This window comes from Desulfoscipio geothermicus DSM 3669 (assembly GCF_900115975.1).
GTDB classification, from domain to species: domain Bacteria; phylum Bacillota; class Desulfotomaculia; order Desulfotomaculales; family Desulfallaceae; genus Desulfoscipio; species Desulfoscipio geothermicus.
This window is the reverse complement of sequence record NZ_FOYM01000010.1, coordinates 1-15,972: the sequence shown is the minus strand read 5'-3', so window position 1 is coordinate 15,972 and position 15,972 is coordinate 1. Positions and strand designations below refer to the sequence as shown.

Genomic DNA, 15,972 nt, shown 5'->3' with positions numbered 1-15,972 from the left:
TTATTTTGTAATATTAAGATATCTTTCGGAGTACCCGGAAACCAAAATAAAACGCCCCCGGTTTGCCCAGGGGCGAAAATATTCGCGGTACCACCCTATTCACCTTTCCCCGTAGAGAAAGGCCTCGTTTAAGGCACGGGGAAAATTCATTCCCGATGCCCCAAGCGCTGGTAACGGTGCTTAGCCCGGTACGGCCTACTGGGAAAATATTTCCGTTCAGCCAACGGCTCCGAAGCCATATTCAATCCGGTCCCCCCGGCGGGCTCTCACCTCGCCCCGCTCTCTGTTCGGTTCCCCCGAATTTACTCCTCTCCGTCATCGCCTTTATCGACAGTATGATTGTAAGGTAAAATAGTTCATCCTGTCAAGTTTTCCCCAAAACAGTACTCTTTATACAAAAAAATCCAACTTTTTTCAAAAAATATGTTGACTTTTAATCCCACCATTGGTACCATTTACTTGTACAATAAAATCATTTTATGTCGAATGACATAAAGTTTTTGAAGGGAGGGGGAGAGTCATGAAGTCAACCGGTATTGTAAGAAAAGTGGACGAGCTGGGGCGCGTGGTTATTCCTATCGAATTACGCCGCACCCTCGGTATCGACGAAAAGGATGCCCTGGAAATTTACGTCGATAACGAAAAGATTATCCTGAAAAAGTACGAACCCGCTTGTGTTTTCTGCGGCAATGCCGCCGATGTACAGCATTACAAGGGCAAACTGGTATGCAGGAACTGTGTGTCGGATATGTTTGAAAATGTAAAGGCGGCCATGTAGTACATAGTTTATACAGATTAAGTATCCGTATCGTTCAATTTATTGAACCGCTTATACAACTCCCGCCGTGGTATATTCCGCAGGCGGGCTACTGTTTTTACGGCCTGGCTCGGCGGCAAGCCCTCATTTTTCAGCAACCGCACATGCTCTTCCGGCGAAAGGTGTGTCTGTTCCACCTGCAGGCTGTCCGGGCCGGTTTTCGCGCCGCCTTCGACCACCAACACAAATTCCCCCTGCGGCGGTCGATTGCTGAAGTGCTCCCGCAGTTCGTCCAGCGTGCCGCGCCGCACTTCTTCATGCAGCTTGGTCAATTCCCGGGCCGCGCACGCCAGCCGGTTTCCCCCCAGGGCACCGGCCAACTCATCCAGGGTTTTACATAACCTGTGCGGCGATTCGTACAGGATCATCGTCCTGGTTTCCCCGGCCAGTGCGGCCAAGCGTTGACGCCGCTCTTTGCTTTTAACAGGCAAAAAACCCTCAAAGGCAAACCTGGCCAGCGGCAGGCCCGAAACCGTAAGAGCTGTCAACAGAGCGCTGGGCCCGGGCAATGATACCACCGGAACCCCCCTGTCCAGCGCCGCCGATACCAGTTCTTCGCCGGGGTCGGAAATGCCCGGCGTGCCGGCGTCACTTACCAGGGCCACGCTTTGCCCCCGGCAGAGCCGGTCCAACAGGTAGTCGCCCTTGCTGCGCCGGCTGTGTTCATGATAGCTGGTAAGGCTGGTGTGGATATCATAATGACTGAGTAATTTACGGGTCCGGCGGGTATCCTCCGCCGCTATCAAGTCCACTTCCCGCAGCACCCGCAACACCCGCAGTGTAATATCTTCCAGGTTACCGATGGGGGTGGGACAGAGATATAAAACACCGGCCTTATACTTATCCGCCATACCCTTCACCCCTGCTTGCGGCGCAAGAAAGCCGTGCAAAACAAACATTCTCCCTCCCGTGTTTGCCCGAAACTGATATTGCAAACGTGAAAACCTTCTTTGTACAGGTTGGCCAGGTTTTGCCGCCCCGCAACCCGGTCCGGGGGAAAACCGCCCCGGTCAATTTCTGTTGACCCCTGCGCATCATATACCAGGGCCAGTTGATGCCTTAGCTTTACATTTTCTGTTTCCAGCACATCGACCAGATTTTTCAGGCTTTTGATCTCGGCCAGCAGGTCCTGGGCCCTGGACTCCAGTACCTTCATTTTTAGTGTTAATGGCTTCAATTTGATCACCTACCGCAGCTTCAACTTTTATCACGCGTAAAGGATATTCCTTGACCAGCTTGCTCTCCCGCAGTTCTACGCTGACTGAATCCTTGAAAATATTTATTCCGCTCACCCTGCCATCCCCGTCCGGGGTAATTACCCGCTTGCCCGGCTCGGGAAACCTTTCCTTGGCCTGTTCATAAGATTCGTTTTCGAACTTAAGACAGCACATCAACCGGCCGCAGATGCCGGATATCTTGGTGGGATTCAGAGAAAGGTTTTGATCCTTGGCCATGCGGATAGAAACCGAAGCAAAATCGGCCAGCCAACTGGCGCAGCAAAGCTCCCTGCCGCAGCAACCCAACCCCCCCATCATCTTGGCTTCATCCCGCACTCCGATCTGGCGCAATTCAATGCGGATGCGGAACACCGCAGCCAGGTCCTTGACCAGTTCCCGGAAATCTATGCGCCCGTCGGCGGTAAAGTAAAAGATTATCTTGTTACCGTCAAAGGTCTGCTCAACGTCCACCAGTTTCATGGGCAGTTCGTGGGCGGCTATCTTTTCCAGACAAATATCAAATGCCTTTTTCTCCTTGGCCTTGTTTTCCCGCAGCCGTTCATAATCTTCGTCAGTAGCCGTGCGCAGCACCTTTTTAAGGGGTCCCACCACTTCGTCTTCGGGCACCTCCCTGGCATCAATAACCACCGTGCCGTACTCAACGCCCCTGGATGTTTCCACAATCACACCGTCGCCCACAGCCAAATGCAAATCTCCGGGATCGAAGTAATATATTTTTCCAGCCGGTTTAAACCGGATTCCTACTACATTGTAAAACATTATTGATTACCCCCGATCATCGTCCCTTAAAACCCAGCAATTTTAAACAAAACGGTGTCCAGCAGCAGGCGCTGGTTGGTATTGGCCGCCAGCTTGCGGGACGCATTTTCCGCCGTTATCAGTATATCCAATACTTCCTCTGCGGCATAAGTCCGGGCCAGTTCATCGACATCCCGCCGGCAATCAATATTTACCAGCAAATCGTCGCCACCGGCTTTTTGACGAACCATGACATCCCGGAAAAGAAGGATCAAGTAATTGAAGAATTCCTCCAAATCCGCCCGGCCGGAAAATTCGTCCAGCGGCAACAGCGTACTTGCCGGGCGCTGCCGAACCAGGCGCATGAGCAACTCCCGCATCCGGTCGCGCCTGCCCATCCTGTCAAGCAACTCTAAAGCCAGCCCCGGGCAGCCCCCCGACAGCCTGGCCGCCGCCCGAACCTGTTCCGTGATTCCCCCGGTCTCCCGGGCCACCACCCGCAGCACCTCTTCCTCGGACAGGCGCATAAACCGGTACCGCTGGCAGCGGGATAGCACCGTGGGCAGTATAGCGGCCGGGTCGTCGGAAACCAAAATAAAAATCACCCCGGCGGGCGGTTCTTCCAGCACTTTCAAAAAAGCGTTGGCCGCTTCCAGAGTCATTTTCTCCGCCCGCTCCACCAGGTAAACCTGCCTGTCCCCGCCAAAGGGAGTAACAGCAGCGCCGTCCTGGACGGACCGCAATTGGTGGATTTTAATGAATGCGCCGTCGGGGCGAATTACGTGTAAATCGGGATGTACCCCCCGCGCCGACCGGGTGCAGTCACCGCAGACACCACAGGCGTCATTGTCGCCATGACTGCACAACAAAGCCCGGGCAAAGGCCAGCCCGGTCGTTTTTTTGCCCACACCGGCCGGCCCACCGAACAGGTAGGCATGAGATAAACGGTCGCCGGCTAAAGCGGCGGCCAGCCTTTCTTTTATTTTTTCGTGTCCAACCACGTCACGCAAGGTAGGCATGACAATCCTCCGTAAAAATACGCTTTTAACCACTGCCCGGTCCGCGTTCACTCAGCAAGCCCCAGGACCTCAGCCACCGCCGCCAGTACCCGCCGGTGAACTTCCTGCACCGACACGTCCGCCCGCACCACCCGGAATAATTCCGGCTGTTTGGCCGCCTGTTCCAGGTAGCCCCGGCGCACCTGCCGGAAGAATGCCAATTTTTCTCCTTCCAGCCGGTCGGGCAGGTGCCGCCCCAGGACCCGGGCCAGACCGCCCTCCACTTCGATATCCAGCAAAACAACCATATCGGGCGCCAAGCCTCCGGAAGCCAGTTCATTCAGACCGGCAATAAACTCCATATCCATGCCCCGCCCCCAGCCCTGGTAAGCCAGGGTGGAATAGCAATACCGGTCACAAAGCACGGTTTCGCCCCGGTGCAGAGCGGGGAGTATTTTTTCATGCACATGCTGGGCCCGGTCGGCCGCGTACAAAAACGCCTCGGTGCGATGGTCCAGGTTCCGGCAGGCCGGATCAAGAAGTATTTCGCGCAGCCTGGCGCCGATTCCCGTGCCGCCGGGCTCCCGGGTGCAGAGCACCTGCATCCCCCGCTCCCGCAGCAGGCGGGCCAGCAAATCCATCTGGGTGGTTTTGCCCGCACCGTCTATTCCCTCAAAAACAATAAATTTACCGGTAGCCAATCAACTTCAACTCCACTGCATTATATATCAATTACTCTTACCGTGCACAGCGTCGGATCGGCGGCACCCTGGTGGTGCACGCCCCGGAACCTCATCTGTATTAAGTATTCTACAACCTCGGGAGTAAATTCCTCCCCGGGATAAATAGCCGCTGTTCCCGGCGGGTAAACCGCAATAATTTCCGCGCTCACCCGACCCGGCGCTTCTTCCAGCAGCACCTTTCGCTGCGGGGCCAGCCAGGCCCGGCGCGGTGTCATCACCTGGGGCGGCAGCGGCGGCCCGGCCGGATGCGGCATTGCGCACCCGCACCCGGCCTGGCTTTCCGCCGCCCCCGGCTGCCGGCAGATTTGAGCCAGGGCTTGTACCAGCGCCCGGGCTTGTGCCGGGCCCGTACCCAGGGGAAATACCGCCACCACGTTACGGGCATCTGTCATTTCTACGTATATCCCGGATTCCGCCAATTTACAACCAACGGCATGTCCGTCCAAGCCCAACCCCCGGACCGATAACACCAGGCGGGTGGGATCGTGTTCCAGCGCGCCGGGGGTGCCCAGGTGTTCTTGACCCAGCACCGTCAGACCGGGCAATGTATTGATTTCCCGTGCCGCCCCTCGCACCACGTTCAACAGCTCCGTCAATAATGTTCCGCCGCGCATAGCCAGCTGCCGCCTGGCGCTGTCTAGAGAAGCCATTAAAATATAGGAGGGGCTGGTAGTCTGCAACAAGCGCAGCACCCCGGCCACCCGTTCCCGTTCCACCAACCCGCTGCCCAGGTGCAGCCAGGAAGCCTGCGTAAGAGCACCGCCGGTTTTGTGCACGCTCTGTACCACCGCGTCGGCCCCCAGGGACAGCGCATCGGCAGGTAAATCCGGATGAAAGCGCAAGTGGGTGCCGTGGGCCTCGTCCACCAGCAAAGGCACCTTGTACCGGCGGCAAACCTCTTTAACCCCGGCCAGATCGCCCACCACCCCATAATAACAGGGGTGCACCGCCAGCACAGCCCCAACTTTGCAGTTTGCCCGCAGAACGGCTTCCAGCTTGTCCGGCCCGAAGCCGGCAGCGAAGCCGAATCCGGGAACCACATCGGGTTCAACAAAAACCGGGCGGGCCCCGCTGATCACCAGACCGCCCAGCACGGAGCGGTGCGCGTTGCGCGGCAATACCAGAACATCGTCCTCGCTACAGGTGGCGGCAATTAAGGCGTGCAGCCCCACCGTGGTTCCGTTCACCAAAAAAAATGTATGCCGGGCCCCGTAAAGCCCGGCGGCTTTTTCCTGGGCCCGGGCAATAACGCCGGCGGCATTGTGCAAATCATCCAAACCTTCTATTTCCGTAACGTCCCAGCCGGGTGCAACTCCCCTGCGCATGGCCGGGTCCAGGGAACGCCCCCCGCCGTGCCCCGGTACGTGCAGCCGCACGGGATTTTTTCGGCTATATTTCTGCAAAGCTTCCACCAGGGGAGCTTTTATTTGATTTTCAGGCAATTATTTCACCGCTTTAAAAATATATTAACAAGTTATTTTATCATATTGCGTGAATACGAACCAGAACCTGTACCCTGTTTTGCAATTCATTAACATAATAAAGATCATTACGGTGGTCAAAATAAATTTAAAGGAGCGTGATAGCAATTGCAAATTATAAATACTGATAAACTTTCCAAAAAGTACCGCACCAACGTGCCCAGCCTGATCCGGGCCTGGAAAAAGGGGGTTTCCGATCTGGAAATTTCTTACCGGACCGGTGTCGACCTGATTACTCTGAACCGGATCAAATCGGACATTGAACTGGCTCACCGGCGGGCCAGGCTGGAAAGAAAAAGGGGTGTATCAGCGGATGTACAGTTGCATACAAAACGCCATATTCTTTTAAGGCCGCTTATGTAGTATTCGTAATCCGGATCGTCAATGGATAAGCCGGCTATTTCCAGCTCGCATTGCGGGCAAATATAACACTCCCTAATAATCAAACCTTCCCCCGCACCCCGTAAATTGCCGCAAATCACACAGTTACCGTAATTCATATGGCATCACCCTTAAATAATATATGTACCTTGACAACCCGCCGTGACAATCCGTGACAATACAAAAAGCTGCGGAGATAATCCAACCCGCAGCTTTTATTTCGGTGATCTTTAGTTTAATTTTTTTCTTCCTTTAGACCCTTCTTTTTTTCCACGTTAATGGCGCAGTCCGGGCAGAAAATCTGGCAGATGCCGCAGGCGATACATTCATCGTTTATTTCCACCGAAGGCGTACCGTAAACCCCCAGCACATCCGACCAGCTCATGCATTTCTTGGGACACTTTTGAATGCACAGGCCGCAGCCCTTGCAAAGCCCGGGAAACAAAGTCCAAAAACCTTTTTCCACTTCCAGGGTACGCCCTTTAAAGGTTTGAGCCATTACCAAATACCCCCTTTACAGTATGCTGGCCACCAATTCCATGCCGCGTTCAATAGCCCGGAAATTCATATCCCGGAGTTTCGGGTTCTTTTCAAATTTATAACCCAACTTTTTCTCAATGGCCTGCTTGGCGTCCTCCACGGCCACCACCTCGGTGGCCTTGATTACCGCGCCCATGATAATAATGTTGAATACCCGGGGATGCAGCTCTTTTTTGGACACGTCAATGGCCGGAATACCCAGCACCTTTTTGGCGTTCCTGGGCAGATCGTCTTCAATACCCTCAATGTTGGTGTCGTATACGAAAATGGTTTCAGGCCCTACGTATTGTTTGGTGCGGTGTACCGCCCTGTCGCTCAGCGCCACCACAATGTCGCCGATCTGAAACTTGGGCGCCCCGATGGGCTCGTCACCAATTTGCAAGTAGGCCACCGAAACGCCGCCCCGCTGCTCCACGCCAAAGTTCGGTATATAGAGCGCCTCGCGTCCTTCCTCGTTGGCCGCCTCGGCGATGATTTCGGCCACCGACTGCACTCCCTGACCGCCTTCACCGGCCAGAATGATTTTAACCGGCTTAGCCATATTATTGTCCCTCCTTCTCCCGGGGACCGGGTACTTTAATTTCCCCAACCTTAAAATATTTGGTCATTTTTTCTTCAACAAACTTCCAGGTATCTTCGGCGTTGGTACGCCAGTTGGTGGGGCAGGTGGACAAAGCCTCCACAAAGCTGAACCCGTTCCCGGCCATCTGGTTTTCCAGTGCTTTTTTAATAAATCCTTTCAGTTGCTTCACGTTGGCCACCGTGCCCCTGGCCACATAAGCGCCTTCCGGGGTAATGGCCGCCACCATTTCCGGCCCCTGGGTGGGGTAACCGGTGGACTCTTCGTCACGGCCGTAGGGTGAAGTTTCCGTTTTCTGGCCCGGCATGGTGGTAGGCGCCATCTGGCCGCCGGTCATACCGTACTGGGTATTGTTAACCAGGATAACCGTGATACGCTCGTTGCGGGTGGCGGCGCTGACCAGATGCTGCGCGCCAATGGCGTAACCGCCCCCGTCACCCATGTAGGCGATACCCAGCATTGCGGGATTGGCCCGTTTAATACCGGTAATTACCGGCGTTGTGCGACCATGGTGGGTCTGCACGGTATCCACTTTGAAAAAGTCCCAGGAAAGCAGTGAGCAGCCAATGTCACAGCCGAAAACAACCTTATCCTGAATGCCCAGCTCATCAATGGCCTGTCCCAGTGCCTTCAGCACCAGGCCGTGACCACAGCCCGGGCAGAATTTATGGGGTTTGGTTTCCATGTTCCAGCACTTGGGCATGGCAGGCTGTACTGACATCTGTAAAAGCCCCCTTTCAAATCTCTCAGCGTAAATAATATCTTCAGTGATCTTATAAAATGTCGCCTTATTGTTTCTTTCTTAAGCTCTGCAGCAATTTATATTTTATATATATACCAGCCGTCAACATCTTCAGTATTGATTTGTATAATGCTTCTTAACCCTTGATTTCCTTGACCCGGGCCACCACTTCCTCGGTGGTAATGCCCACGCCCGGCTTGAACAGCGGCAGCATTTCCACGGGGCAGCCGAAGGTGGCTTCTTTGACCAGCCTGTCCAGCTGCCCGTTGGCGGATTCCACCACCAGGAACTGCTTAGCCTTGTTGGCCACTTCCCGCAATTGGTCCACCGGCAGCGGGCGCAGGGTAATAGGACGGAAGTAGCCGACCTTATAGCCCGCCTGCCGCAGTTCCTGTACAGCCGCCTTACCGGCCCGGGATACCACGCCGTGGGAAATGACCACCAGTTCGGCATCATCGGTGTCAAAAGCCTCATATTCCGCTATTTCAGGCGCAGCTTTGGCATAGTCCGCCAGGTACTGCTCCAGCACCTCGTACAGTTCTTCTTCCACGTTATAGGTATTCCGCAGGTGGGTAGGGTCTCTGTCCACCCCCGGCATACCGGGTTTTCCGACGTAAGGCTCGGTGGCCACCATTTCTATTCCCCGGTCCGCAGGGTCATACATGGTTAATGATTCCCGCATTTTGGCCTGGTAGCCGTCGCCCAGCACGAAGGTGGGGAAGCGATATTTCCACGCGGTATTAAATGCCTTGATGGTATAATCATAAAGTTCCTGGTGCGTGGCGGTGGAATAAACCACCCGCAGGCCCTCGCCGTTGCCGCCCAGCGTGGTCATGGTCACTTCCTGCTGGGAATAAATCACCGTGGCGGTGGAAGGGCCGCCGCGCTGCTGCACCACCACTACGACGGGCAGCCGCATGGCCTCGGCCATGCTCATGGGTTCCTGCATCAGAGTATTGCCCGGACCGGCGGTGGCGGTAAAAGCCCTTCTGCCGGCCAGCACGCCGCCCACGGTGGTGAATCCGGCGGAAAGTTCATCTTCAGTTTGTAAAAATTTACGGTTGTACTTGGGTATCATCCTGGTCCAGTAATGCATAATCTCATTTTGCGGCGTAATGGGGTAACCGTACATGATATCAGCATTAGCCGCCAGGGCCGCCCAGGCAATCACCTCGTTGCCGGTCATAAATACCCTTTTTTCACCTTGGATAGGTTTTTCTGGCATCAGGTCGTACACCTCCTAAATCTTGACCCAAAAGAGAGATTAGTTGAAACTACCACAGTGTGCGCGGCATATATCTTACCAGCTTCCTTACCGGGTGCCCGGCAATATCCACCGGCCCGATCAATGCCGCCATTTCCGGGACTGCCGTGGTGGCCACCACCGGCAAATTCAACTGGCGGGCAGCCTCGTCGACAATCCTGGCCCCTTGCTGAACAATATCCACATCGGTATCATCACCAAGGTGGCTGTTGTTGATCAAACCATGCACTGTGCCCAGTTCCCGGACATAGGCCACTATATCGTGCACACTACCCGTCATTGGCCGGGCAATGTTGATCACTGCAAAAACTTGCAAATCGGGGTCCGCCCCCGCACCTTCCAATAAATTCAGGGTTTTGGCCCCTTCCACTCCGTAACCGATATCCAGGATAATGTCCCCGCTCCGGCGCAAAGCCCAACGGTTCTCCGCCCGGAGCACATTGCCCGTCTCACCCAGGCCCACAGTCTCCCCGGTTTCCCAGGCCAGCACTGTTATGCCCTGTTCCTGCAGTTCCCTTTTGATGGGCCGCAGAGTGTAACACGGTTCTACAATATCCAGGTCCACCAGTGTTACTTCCCGCCCGGCGGCAGCCAGATCCACAGCCCGGTTCACCGCCACTTCGCTTTTACCGCTGGCGTATTCTCCCACATAAGCTTCCACAACCCGCGGGCCTATACGTCTTCACCCCCGCGCAAACCAAATTCTAATTCTTGTTTCATAGTTTTAATAACCTAGAAATATTTTATGATATAATTTTCGGAAAAAGTTTTCTCAATCCGTTTAAGTATATTGCAATATTCGGAAAACGTCAATAAAGCCAGCATTATACAGAATTTTTATACTGCATACCGTATTCAGACAAACCACAGGGTAAGCAGCACCAGCATAACCAGGCCCGGTATTTGCAATATGCCGGCAATCAACACGGTAAAAGGGTTGAAGGCCACATGCATATCCACAAAACCCAGCACAAAATTTAATATCGCCAAAAGCACCGTTCCCGTTACCAGACAGGCCAATAAACCAATTAATAAACGAAGCGGCCTGTAAAACAGCACCCCGATAACGTACAGGCCCAACAGTATAATCGCCAACCCCATAACAAGCAAAAACCATTCCATCATTTACACCCCCTGCCACTTTATTTCTTATAAATGGTATATGGGGTATAAATGGAAAAAATTACTTTTATTTTATCTCCTGCCGGCCTTCGATGGCCTTGCCCAGAGTGATTTCGTCCGCATATTCCAGGTGGGCGCCCACCGGCAAGCCGTGAGCGATTCTGGTCACCTTCACCCCCAGCGGCTTGATCAACCTGGCCAGGTAAAGGGCCGTGGCGTCGCCCTCAACGTCGGGGTTGGTGGCCAGAATCACTTCCCGCACTGCACCGTCCCCCAGCCGGGCCAGCAAACTCTTAATGTTAAGTTCCTCCGGCCCCACACCCGCCAGGGGCGATAAAGCCCCGTGCAATACGTGGTAAACCCCCTTGAAACCGCGGTATTTTTCTATGGCCGCCACGTCCCGGGGGTCCTGCACCACGCAAATAACCCCCCCGTCCCGGGCGTGGTCGGCACAAACCCCGCAGGGGTCCACATCGGTGAGGTTACCGCACACCGAACAGTGCCGAATTACGGCCCGGGCTTCCCTGATGGCGTCGGCAAGCCTTTCCGCCACCTCCGGAGACGCGTTCAACAGAAAAAAGGCCAGACGTTGCGCCGTTTTGGAACCAATTCCGGGTAACCTGGCCAGTTCGCCGATCAATCGTGAAACCGCACCGGCATAACGCATTTGTTTCACTACCATAGAACTCCTTATTAGAATAATCCGGGTATATTCATGCCTCCGGTCAATTTGCCCATCTCCTTGGACACCATTTCCCGGGACTGCTTCAACGCCTCGTTGACGGCGGTCAAAACCAGGTCCTGAAGCATTTCTACGTCTTCGGGGTCAACCGCCTCGGGCTTGATCTCAACGGCTACGATTTCCTGCTTGCCGTTGGCCACCACCCGCACAACGCCACCGCCGGCGGAACTTTCCACCGTACGATTGCCCAGCTCTTCCTGCAACTTCATCATGTCCGCCTGCATTTTTTGCACCTGTTTCATCATTTTGGCCATATTGCCGCCCATTTTAACAACCTCCTCAGTTTTTATCCAAATCCTCTTCCAGGGGTACTTCCTCCCCCTGGAACAGGCTGATCGCCCCTTCAGAACCCAACTGGCTGTTTTTTTCGCCCCAGCCCGGCGGCGGTGCGTCGTAAAAACCGCAGCGCACCTGCCAGGTCGAACGGGTGAAAGAGTGCAATGTCTCCGCCAGCAGTTCCCGGTTGGCCGCGTCTTCCACCATCTGTTTCAAAAAAACATCCCCGCTGGGCACCCCCAGCACCAGGCACCGGTCCTTAATCTCCGCCGGCCAAGCCTGGTACAAATAGGTATATGCAGCCGGGCTTTTCTTCTTCAATGCATCCAGCATGTCCGGCCACCATTTCCTGATTTGCTCGACGCTGTAGCGGGCAGTGTCCTCCGCAGCTCCGCTTTTCTGCGCGTCTTCCTTGTTTTTCAAACCGGCCTTTGGAGCAATTTCGCCTCCTGAGGCTGTTATTGATGCAGGTTCTCCCCGCTCCCGGATTTTATCCGGCTCAGCTTGCGTCAAGCGCAACGCACCGGCGCCCGGTTCCCCCGGCTCCGGCTCGAACCGCGGCTTTTCAGGGGACCCTGATTCGTTTTTCAAATCTTGGTCATTAGCCGGCCGGTCATCCCGCTTACCCCGCCGGTTACCTCTAGTATTACCCGTTTGGGACGGTTTTTCATCAACCTGAAGGCGCGGGTTATCAACCGGTGACCGATGTGGGGCCGGTTGCACCGAGCTTGAAGAATTATTCCCGGTTTGGCCGCCCTTCAGCAAGGCCTGTTCAAGCCGTTCAATCCGGGCCAAAAGGTTATCCGGAACAGCACCGCCGCTATCATCCATGGCCCTTACCAGCGCCAGTTCAAGCAGCACCCGCGGGTGTGCGCTGCGACGCATACTCTGTTCAGCCTCCACCAACAGGTCGATGGCCCGCACCAGCGTGTTTCGGTTAAACCGGCGCAGCGGGCTTTCTTCCTGCGGGGCGGCAAAGGCTGTTTCCCCGGCGCCTTCCGGCGTCAACATGATAACCAGCAAGTGCCGCAGGTACTCCGCCAGTTCCCCCGCCAACAAATGCAGGTCCTTGCCCTCGGCGGCAATATCAGCCACCATTTTTATTACGTCCGCCGTCCTCTTTTCCGCCAGCCCCGCGGCCAGGGCGCTCAACACATCTTCGCGCACCGTGCCCAGAATACTGTGGACCATTTCGGTCGTGACGGGCGCCCCTCCGCTCAACAGCAGCGCCTGATCCAGCACGCTCAGGGCGTCCCGCAAACTGCCGCCGGCGGCCCTGGTGATGGCCCGCACCGCCGCACCGTCTACACGGAAATCACTTTTATCAGCCACCTCTTCCAGGCGCTCAGCAATCAATTCACCGGGAATGGGGCGGAAATCAAACCGCTGGCAACGGGACAGTATGGTAAGCGGCACCTTGTGGGGCTCGGTCGTGGCCAATACGAACACCACGTGCCCGGGCGGTTCCTCCAGCGTCTTCAACAGAGCGTTAAAAGCCTCGTTGGTCAGCATGTGCACCTCGTCCACTATGTAAATCCGCTTGCTGCCCCGGGACGGGAAGAATTTGATATTTTCCCTGAGTTCGCGTATCTCGTCAATGCCCCGGTTGGAAGCCGCATCAATTTCAATGACATCCATGGTGGCACCGGATTGGATTTCCCGGCAGTTACGGCACTGGTTGCACGGCTCGCCCCGCTGCTGCTCCGGACAGTTGATCGCCCGGGCCAAGACCTTGGCCGTACTGGTTTTGCCGGTGCCCCGCGGACCGCAGAACAGGTAGGCATGGCTGACCTTGCCCGTCACCAGGGCATTGCGCAGCGTTTCAGTCACATGTCTTTGCCCCACGATTTCACCCAGTCGCTGCGGGCGCCACTGCCGGTACAGGGCCAGATAACTCACCTTATCCACACCTCTTTCATTAAATTAACCTACCAGTCTTTATTTCGCTGTACACATGGTTTTCCCTGCCGATAAAAAGGATAAAAAGGGGAAGGCACCGTAAAAGGGGACTGGCTCCGATTCGTTTTGTGAATCGGTGCCTGTCCCCCTTTTACGGTGCCTGTACCCTTTTTAATAAAATTGATGGCCGTGCACCTGCCGTCGAATATTGACTTCCAGGCGTTACTCCGGCAGGTAGCTCGGATCAGGCGCCCTTGCGGCACCCGGAGAAACTTCCTTAGTGCTGCTTCCGTCAGGACCTGACACGGTTCGAAAGGCTCCGTCGCGCAAGACCCAATCGTCAACACCCCTTACAGGAGCCGGACCCCACAAGCCAAACCCTCGGGCAGGAATTCAACCCCGCTATAGCGGATTGCGGGTGCAGGGCACCGCTACCTCCCCATCTAGCACGGCCAAACTTTAATTTGTAATTTTACTAATGGGGGACGGCCAACAGGTCCGTCCCCAAGCTTTACATATGGCGGAGAGAGAGGGATTCGAACCCTCGAGACGGCTTCACACCGCCTACGCGATTTCCAGTCGCGCGCCTTCGACCAACTCAGCCATCTCTCCGTGGTCTACATGTAAAAAGCGTATTCGCCGGTGTAAGATTGATTCTCCTTCAACTGCGCAATGTCTATTATACATTTATTTTCGTTAAACTGCAAGTCCTTTGGACCATTTCACCCGCCGGACAGCCGTTTATTTATTGGCATACCTGCCACAAACAGTCTTTGCAACACCCTGGCTCCGGGTGAGCATTTATGGCACGTAAAACGGGGGCGAATCCTGTCTTTGTTATACATGTACATTGTTACGAGGCCGCAGCAGGTAGCCCTTTTTGGCTTAACGCCACCCGGAAATACACGGCGGCAAACACCAGGTACCACAGCGGGAATCAAGTACGAAAGAGCTACAATCCCCAGCCCGGTAGCGGCAAAGAGTACGGTAGACCCGCTTGCCGTGGCCCCCGTTATTAGTTCTTTGCGTTTCAAAAACAGCCACAGCACCCAGAGCCCCAGCACCCCCCAGGGCGCCACATGGTAACCGGATAATTCATGCTTAAAATCATGACAATTTTGGTATACACGATACCAATAAAGATAATAAACAAAATCCAGGTCAAAATACTGAATTTGACTTTAAAACGTTGCAAAGCCGGTAACCCGCCGCCCTGACCGGTAGAATTGCTTCCCTCGTCGGTCATAGCGCCGGCCAGCTTTTTTCATTCGTCAAAACCCTCCCGATTAACAAATAATTAATTTCCTATACCGCTGCATCCACCGGGGATAAAAAAGCCGGCATGTAACTTTCAATATTTTCGCCTTTCAACACCCGGCACCATCATTTAATCAGGTAAGGGTATACGGCCACCAGCATGGTGTTGTTGACGCCGTGCACCCAGATGGGCAGATACAAACTTTTGGTCCTCAAATAAAGCCCGCCGAAAATATAACCCGCAATGAACACGAAAAGCAACTCGGGCACCGAGCGCCAGGTCGGGTGCATAATGCTGAACAAACACGGAAGCCCCGAACAGACCCCATTTCCAGCCGAAAAAGCGCGACAGGTCATTTTGAATCAAACCCCGGAATAGCAGTTCTTCACCAACCCCGACGAAAAATACCATGTAGACCAGGTTCTGCAGCACCTCCTTCACGCTTATGAAGGAGTGGGCGGGGGCGATGCGCAACACCATAAATTCTAATAAAGGTTGGATGATCTTGTTGCGCCCCGCCTGCCTCACCGGGCAATGTAATGCCCGGGGGTATACCGTCCCGGCCGGTCTGCCCGGGTACATGGCTTACAGCCAAGCTTTACGCACTCCCTTCCTGGAATTTCCTTGGTGTTTGTTGGTGCAGGGTGTTGCTTTGTTACCATTCGCGCCACATGTTCTCCAGCCTATTCACTTTAAATAATAGATCGTTTTTTCAAGCGGCGTTTTTTCATTGTTCCGGTATACAATCACCCGCACTTTACCCTCGATCACCCTTTTGGCACTAATGTGATGGATAGCGGAAAAAGACATGGATAAAACCATTACAACAATTACTTTTAATTTTTTGTCAATTTTGCTTAACATTTTTTGGGCGGATTCTATTGCAGGTAATTTTTGCAGAAATACACCTCATAAATTTTATCGGAGCAAGAGTCCAAAAATCGGTACCCTTGCTCCGAATTCAACCTTTAATCAAATTTATTGAAGTATTACCGGGAGCTGCACCCGTCTTGGCAACCCCATTATCCTTCATAGGAGACTGTTGAGGTTTTTTCATTAAAATCGAGTAGGGTAGCGCCGCAGTAATTTGCTGCGGCGTTATCCCTCTCACAGAACCGTACGTACGGGCCTCGTATACGGCTCCTGATAAACC

20 protein-coding genes, 1 tRNA gene, 1 other RNA gene, 2 pseudogenes and 1 other annotated feature are annotated in these 15,972 nt (G+C 54.3%); of the genes and pseudogenes, 2 read left to right on the top strand and 22 right to left on the bottom strand.

Features of this window, described 5'->3' with window-relative positions; all coding sequences use genetic code 11:
- Positions 1 to 65: 65 nt before the first annotated feature.
- Positions 66 to 328: a binding site (T-box leader), on the bottom strand.
- 192 nt (positions 329 to 520) lie between these two features.
- A complete protein-coding gene (locus BM299_RS07420) occupies positions 521 to 778 on the top strand; it encodes an AbrB/MazE/SpoVT family DNA-binding domain-containing protein (RefSeq protein ID WP_092482841.1) in 258 nt (85 codons plus the stop codon).
- 17 nt (positions 779 to 795) lie between these two features.
- Here the strand turns inward: BM299_RS07420 and rsmI are convergent, their stop codons facing one another.
- Genes rsmI through BM299_RS07390 form a run of 6 tightly spaced genes read right to left on the bottom strand, consistent with a single transcriptional unit; the run spans position 796 to position 5,976 of the window.
- Positions 796 to 1,668 (bottom strand): 16S rRNA (cytidine(1402)-2'-O)-methyltransferase, encoded by an 873-nt coding sequence (gene rsmI, locus BM299_RS07415; protein ID WP_092482840.1) that lies wholly within the window; start codon positions 1,666 to 1,668, stop codon positions 796 to 798.
- A 5-nt stretch (positions 1,669 to 1,673) separates the two neighbouring features.
- Complete coding sequence (locus BM299_RS07410; RefSeq protein WP_245779695.1) at positions 1,674 to 1,931, bottom strand: initiation control protein YabA; 258 nt, start codon at positions 1,929 to 1,931, stop codon at positions 1,674 to 1,676.
- The gene (locus tag BM299_RS07405; protein ID WP_092482838.1) at positions 1,852 to 2,814 is read right to left on the bottom strand and encodes a PSP1 domain-containing protein; all 963 of its coding nucleotides are present in this window, start codon (positions 2,812 to 2,814) and stop codon (positions 1,852 to 1,854) included. The genes BM299_RS07410 and BM299_RS07405 overlap by 80 nt, the downstream gene beginning before the upstream one ends.
- A 26-nt stretch (positions 2,815 to 2,840) precedes the next feature.
- Positions 2,841 to 3,812, bottom strand: a complete 972-nt coding sequence (gene holB, locus BM299_RS07400) for a DNA polymerase III subunit delta' (protein WP_131820615.1) — start codon at positions 3,810 to 3,812, stop codon at positions 2,841 to 2,843.
- A 47-nt stretch (positions 3,813 to 3,859) separates the two neighbouring features.
- Positions 3,860 to 4,492 (bottom strand): dTMP kinase, encoded by a 633-nt coding sequence (gene tmk / locus BM299_RS07395; protein WP_092482836.1) that lies wholly within the window; start codon positions 4,490 to 4,492, stop codon positions 3,860 to 3,862.
- A 20-nt stretch (positions 4,493 to 4,512) separates the two neighbouring features.
- Positions 4,513 to 5,976, bottom strand: coding sequence for an aminotransferase class I/II-fold pyridoxal phosphate-dependent enzyme (locus BM299_RS07390; RefSeq protein WP_092482835.1), 1,464 nt, complete (start codon positions 5,974 to 5,976; stop codon positions 4,513 to 4,515).
- 147 nt (positions 5,977 to 6,123) lie between these two features.
- Here BM299_RS07390 and BM299_RS07385 point away from each other — a divergent pair, with 147 nt between their 5' ends.
- Positions 6,124 to 6,378, top strand: a complete 255-nt coding sequence (locus BM299_RS07385) for a hypothetical protein (RefSeq protein ID WP_092482834.1) — start codon at positions 6,124 to 6,126, stop codon at positions 6,376 to 6,378.
- On the opposite strand, the gene BM299_RS07380 is transcribed toward BM299_RS07385, so the two are convergent.
- The 16 genes and pseudogenes from BM299_RS07380 to BM299_RS19670 all read right to left on the bottom strand — a co-directional run.
- Entirely contained in the window at positions 6,285 to 6,515 is a 231-nt protein-coding gene (locus tag BM299_RS07380; RefSeq protein ID WP_092482833.1) for a sigma factor G inhibitor Gin, read from the bottom strand. The genes BM299_RS07385 and BM299_RS07380 overlap by 94 nt on opposite strands.
- A 116-nt stretch (positions 6,516 to 6,631) precedes the next feature.
- The gene (locus BM299_RS07375; RefSeq protein WP_092482832.1) at positions 6,632 to 6,895 is read right to left on the bottom strand and encodes a 4Fe-4S dicluster domain-containing protein; all 264 of its coding nucleotides are present in this window, start codon (positions 6,893 to 6,895) and stop codon (positions 6,632 to 6,634) included.
- Between the two features lie 15 nt (positions 6,896 to 6,910).
- Positions 6,911 to 7,477: a 2-oxoacid:ferredoxin oxidoreductase subunit gamma family protein gene (locus BM299_RS07370; protein ID WP_092482831.1), complete on the bottom strand. Its 567-nt coding sequence runs from the start codon at positions 7,475 to 7,477 to the stop codon at positions 6,911 to 6,913.
- 1 nt (position 7,478) lies between these two features.
- Complete coding sequence (locus tag BM299_RS07365; protein WP_092482830.1) at positions 7,479 to 8,237, bottom strand: thiamine pyrophosphate-dependent enzyme; 759 nt, start codon at positions 8,235 to 8,237, stop codon at positions 7,479 to 7,481.
- A gap of 157 nt (positions 8,238 to 8,394) precedes the next feature.
- Entirely contained in the window at positions 8,395 to 9,483 is a 1,089-nt protein-coding gene (locus BM299_RS07360) for a ferredoxin oxidoreductase (protein WP_092482829.1), read from the bottom strand.
- 49 nt (positions 9,484 to 9,532) lie between these two features.
- On the bottom strand, positions 9,533 to 10,183 hold the full coding sequence (locus BM299_RS07355; RefSeq protein ID WP_245779689.1) for an Mrp/NBP35 family ATP-binding protein: 651 nt from the start codon (positions 10,181 to 10,183) through the stop codon (positions 9,533 to 9,535).
- Positions 10,184 to 10,377: 194 nt separating this feature from the next.
- Positions 10,378 to 10,647, bottom strand: a complete 270-nt coding sequence (locus BM299_RS07350) for a pro-sigmaK processing inhibitor BofA family protein (protein WP_245779688.1) — start codon at positions 10,645 to 10,647, stop codon at positions 10,378 to 10,380.
- Between the two features lie 64 nt (positions 10,648 to 10,711).
- Positions 10,712 to 11,311, bottom strand: coding sequence for a recombination mediator RecR (recR, locus tag BM299_RS07345; protein WP_092482934.1), 600 nt, complete (start codon positions 11,309 to 11,311; stop codon positions 10,712 to 10,714).
- A 26-nt stretch (positions 11,312 to 11,337) separates the two neighbouring features.
- Positions 11,338 to 11,652: a YbaB/EbfC family nucleoid-associated protein gene (locus BM299_RS07340; protein WP_092482826.1), complete on the bottom strand. Its 315-nt coding sequence runs from the start codon at positions 11,650 to 11,652 to the stop codon at positions 11,338 to 11,340.
- 13 nt (positions 11,653 to 11,665) lie between these two features.
- Positions 11,666 to 13,561, bottom strand: a complete 1,896-nt coding sequence (gene dnaX / locus BM299_RS07335; protein ID WP_165608229.1) for a DNA polymerase III subunit gamma/tau — start codon at positions 13,559 to 13,561, stop codon at positions 11,666 to 11,668.
- Positions 13,562 to 13,748: 187 nt separating this feature from the next.
- Positions 13,749 to 14,013, bottom strand: an RNA gene (gene ffs / locus BM299_RS07330) — signal recognition particle sRNA large type.
- 66 nt (positions 14,014 to 14,079) lie between these two features.
- Positions 14,080 to 14,173, bottom strand: a tRNA-Ser gene (locus BM299_RS07325).
- A 110-nt stretch (positions 14,174 to 14,283) separates the two neighbouring features.
- Positions 14,284 to 14,610 carry a hypothetical protein gene (locus BM299_RS19070; protein ID WP_131820614.1) on the bottom strand — a complete coding sequence of 109 codons (327 nt, stop codon included), beginning with the start codon at positions 14,608 to 14,610 and terminating at the stop codon, positions 14,284 to 14,286.
- Positions 14,611 to 14,944: 334 nt separating this feature from the next.
- The gene (locus tag BM299_RS20195; protein WP_281246364.1) at positions 14,945 to 15,121 is read right to left on the bottom strand and encodes a CPBP family intramembrane glutamic endopeptidase; all 177 of its coding nucleotides are present in this window, start codon (positions 15,119 to 15,121) and stop codon (positions 14,945 to 14,947) included.
- 22 nt (positions 15,122 to 15,143) lie between these two features.
- Positions 15,144 to 15,299, bottom strand: a pseudogene (locus BM299_RS20430) (CPBP family glutamic-type intramembrane protease); the annotation flags it as partial.
- A 481-nt stretch (positions 15,300 to 15,780) separates the two neighbouring features.
- Positions 15,781 to 15,972 (bottom strand): annotated as a pseudogene (locus BM299_RS19670) (hypothetical protein); the annotation flags it as partial.

Excerpts from the sequence above, each read along its gene's own strand:
- BM299_RS07420 (WP_092482841.1), top strand. The coding sequence starts at position 521 with ATGAAGTCAACCGGTATTGTAAGAAAAGTGGACGAGCTGGGGCGCGTG.
- rsmI (WP_092482840.1), bottom strand. The coding sequence starts at position 1,668 with ATGGCGGATAAGTATAAGGCCGGTGTTTTATATCTCTGTCCCACCCCC.
- BM299_RS07405 (WP_092482838.1), bottom strand. The coding sequence starts at position 2,814 with ATGTTTTACAATGTAGTAGGAATCCGGTTTAAACCGGCTGGAAAAATA.
- holB (WP_131820615.1), bottom strand. The coding sequence starts at position 3,812 with ATGCCTACCTTGCGTGACGTGGTTGGACACGAAAAAATAAAAGAAAGG.
- BM299_RS07380 (WP_092482833.1), bottom strand. The coding sequence starts at position 6,515 with ATGAATTACGGTAACTGTGTGATTTGCGGCAATTTACGGGGTGCGGGG.
- BM299_RS07375 (WP_092482832.1), bottom strand. The coding sequence starts at position 6,895 with ATGGCTCAAACCTTTAAAGGGCGTACCCTGGAAGTGGAAAAAGGTTTT.
- BM299_RS07370 (WP_092482831.1), bottom strand. The coding sequence starts at position 7,477 with ATGGCTAAGCCGGTTAAAATCATTCTGGCCGGTGAAGGCGGTCAGGGA.
- BM299_RS07365 (WP_092482830.1), bottom strand. The coding sequence starts at position 8,237 with ATGTCAGTACAGCCTGCCATGCCCAAGTGCTGGAACATGGAAACCAAA.
- BM299_RS07360 (WP_092482829.1), bottom strand. The coding sequence starts at position 9,483 with ATGCCAGAAAAACCTATCCAAGGTGAAAAAAGGGTATTTATGACCGGC.
- BM299_RS07350 (WP_245779688.1), bottom strand. The coding sequence starts at position 10,647 with ATGATGGAATGGTTTTTGCTTGTTATGGGGTTGGCGATTATACTGTTG.
- recR (WP_092482934.1), bottom strand. The coding sequence starts at position 11,311 with ATGCGTTATGCCGGTGCGGTTTCACGATTGATCGGCGAACTGGCCAGG.
- BM299_RS07340 (WP_092482826.1), bottom strand. The coding sequence starts at position 11,652 with ATGGGCGGCAATATGGCCAAAATGATGAAACAGGTGCAAAAAATGCAG.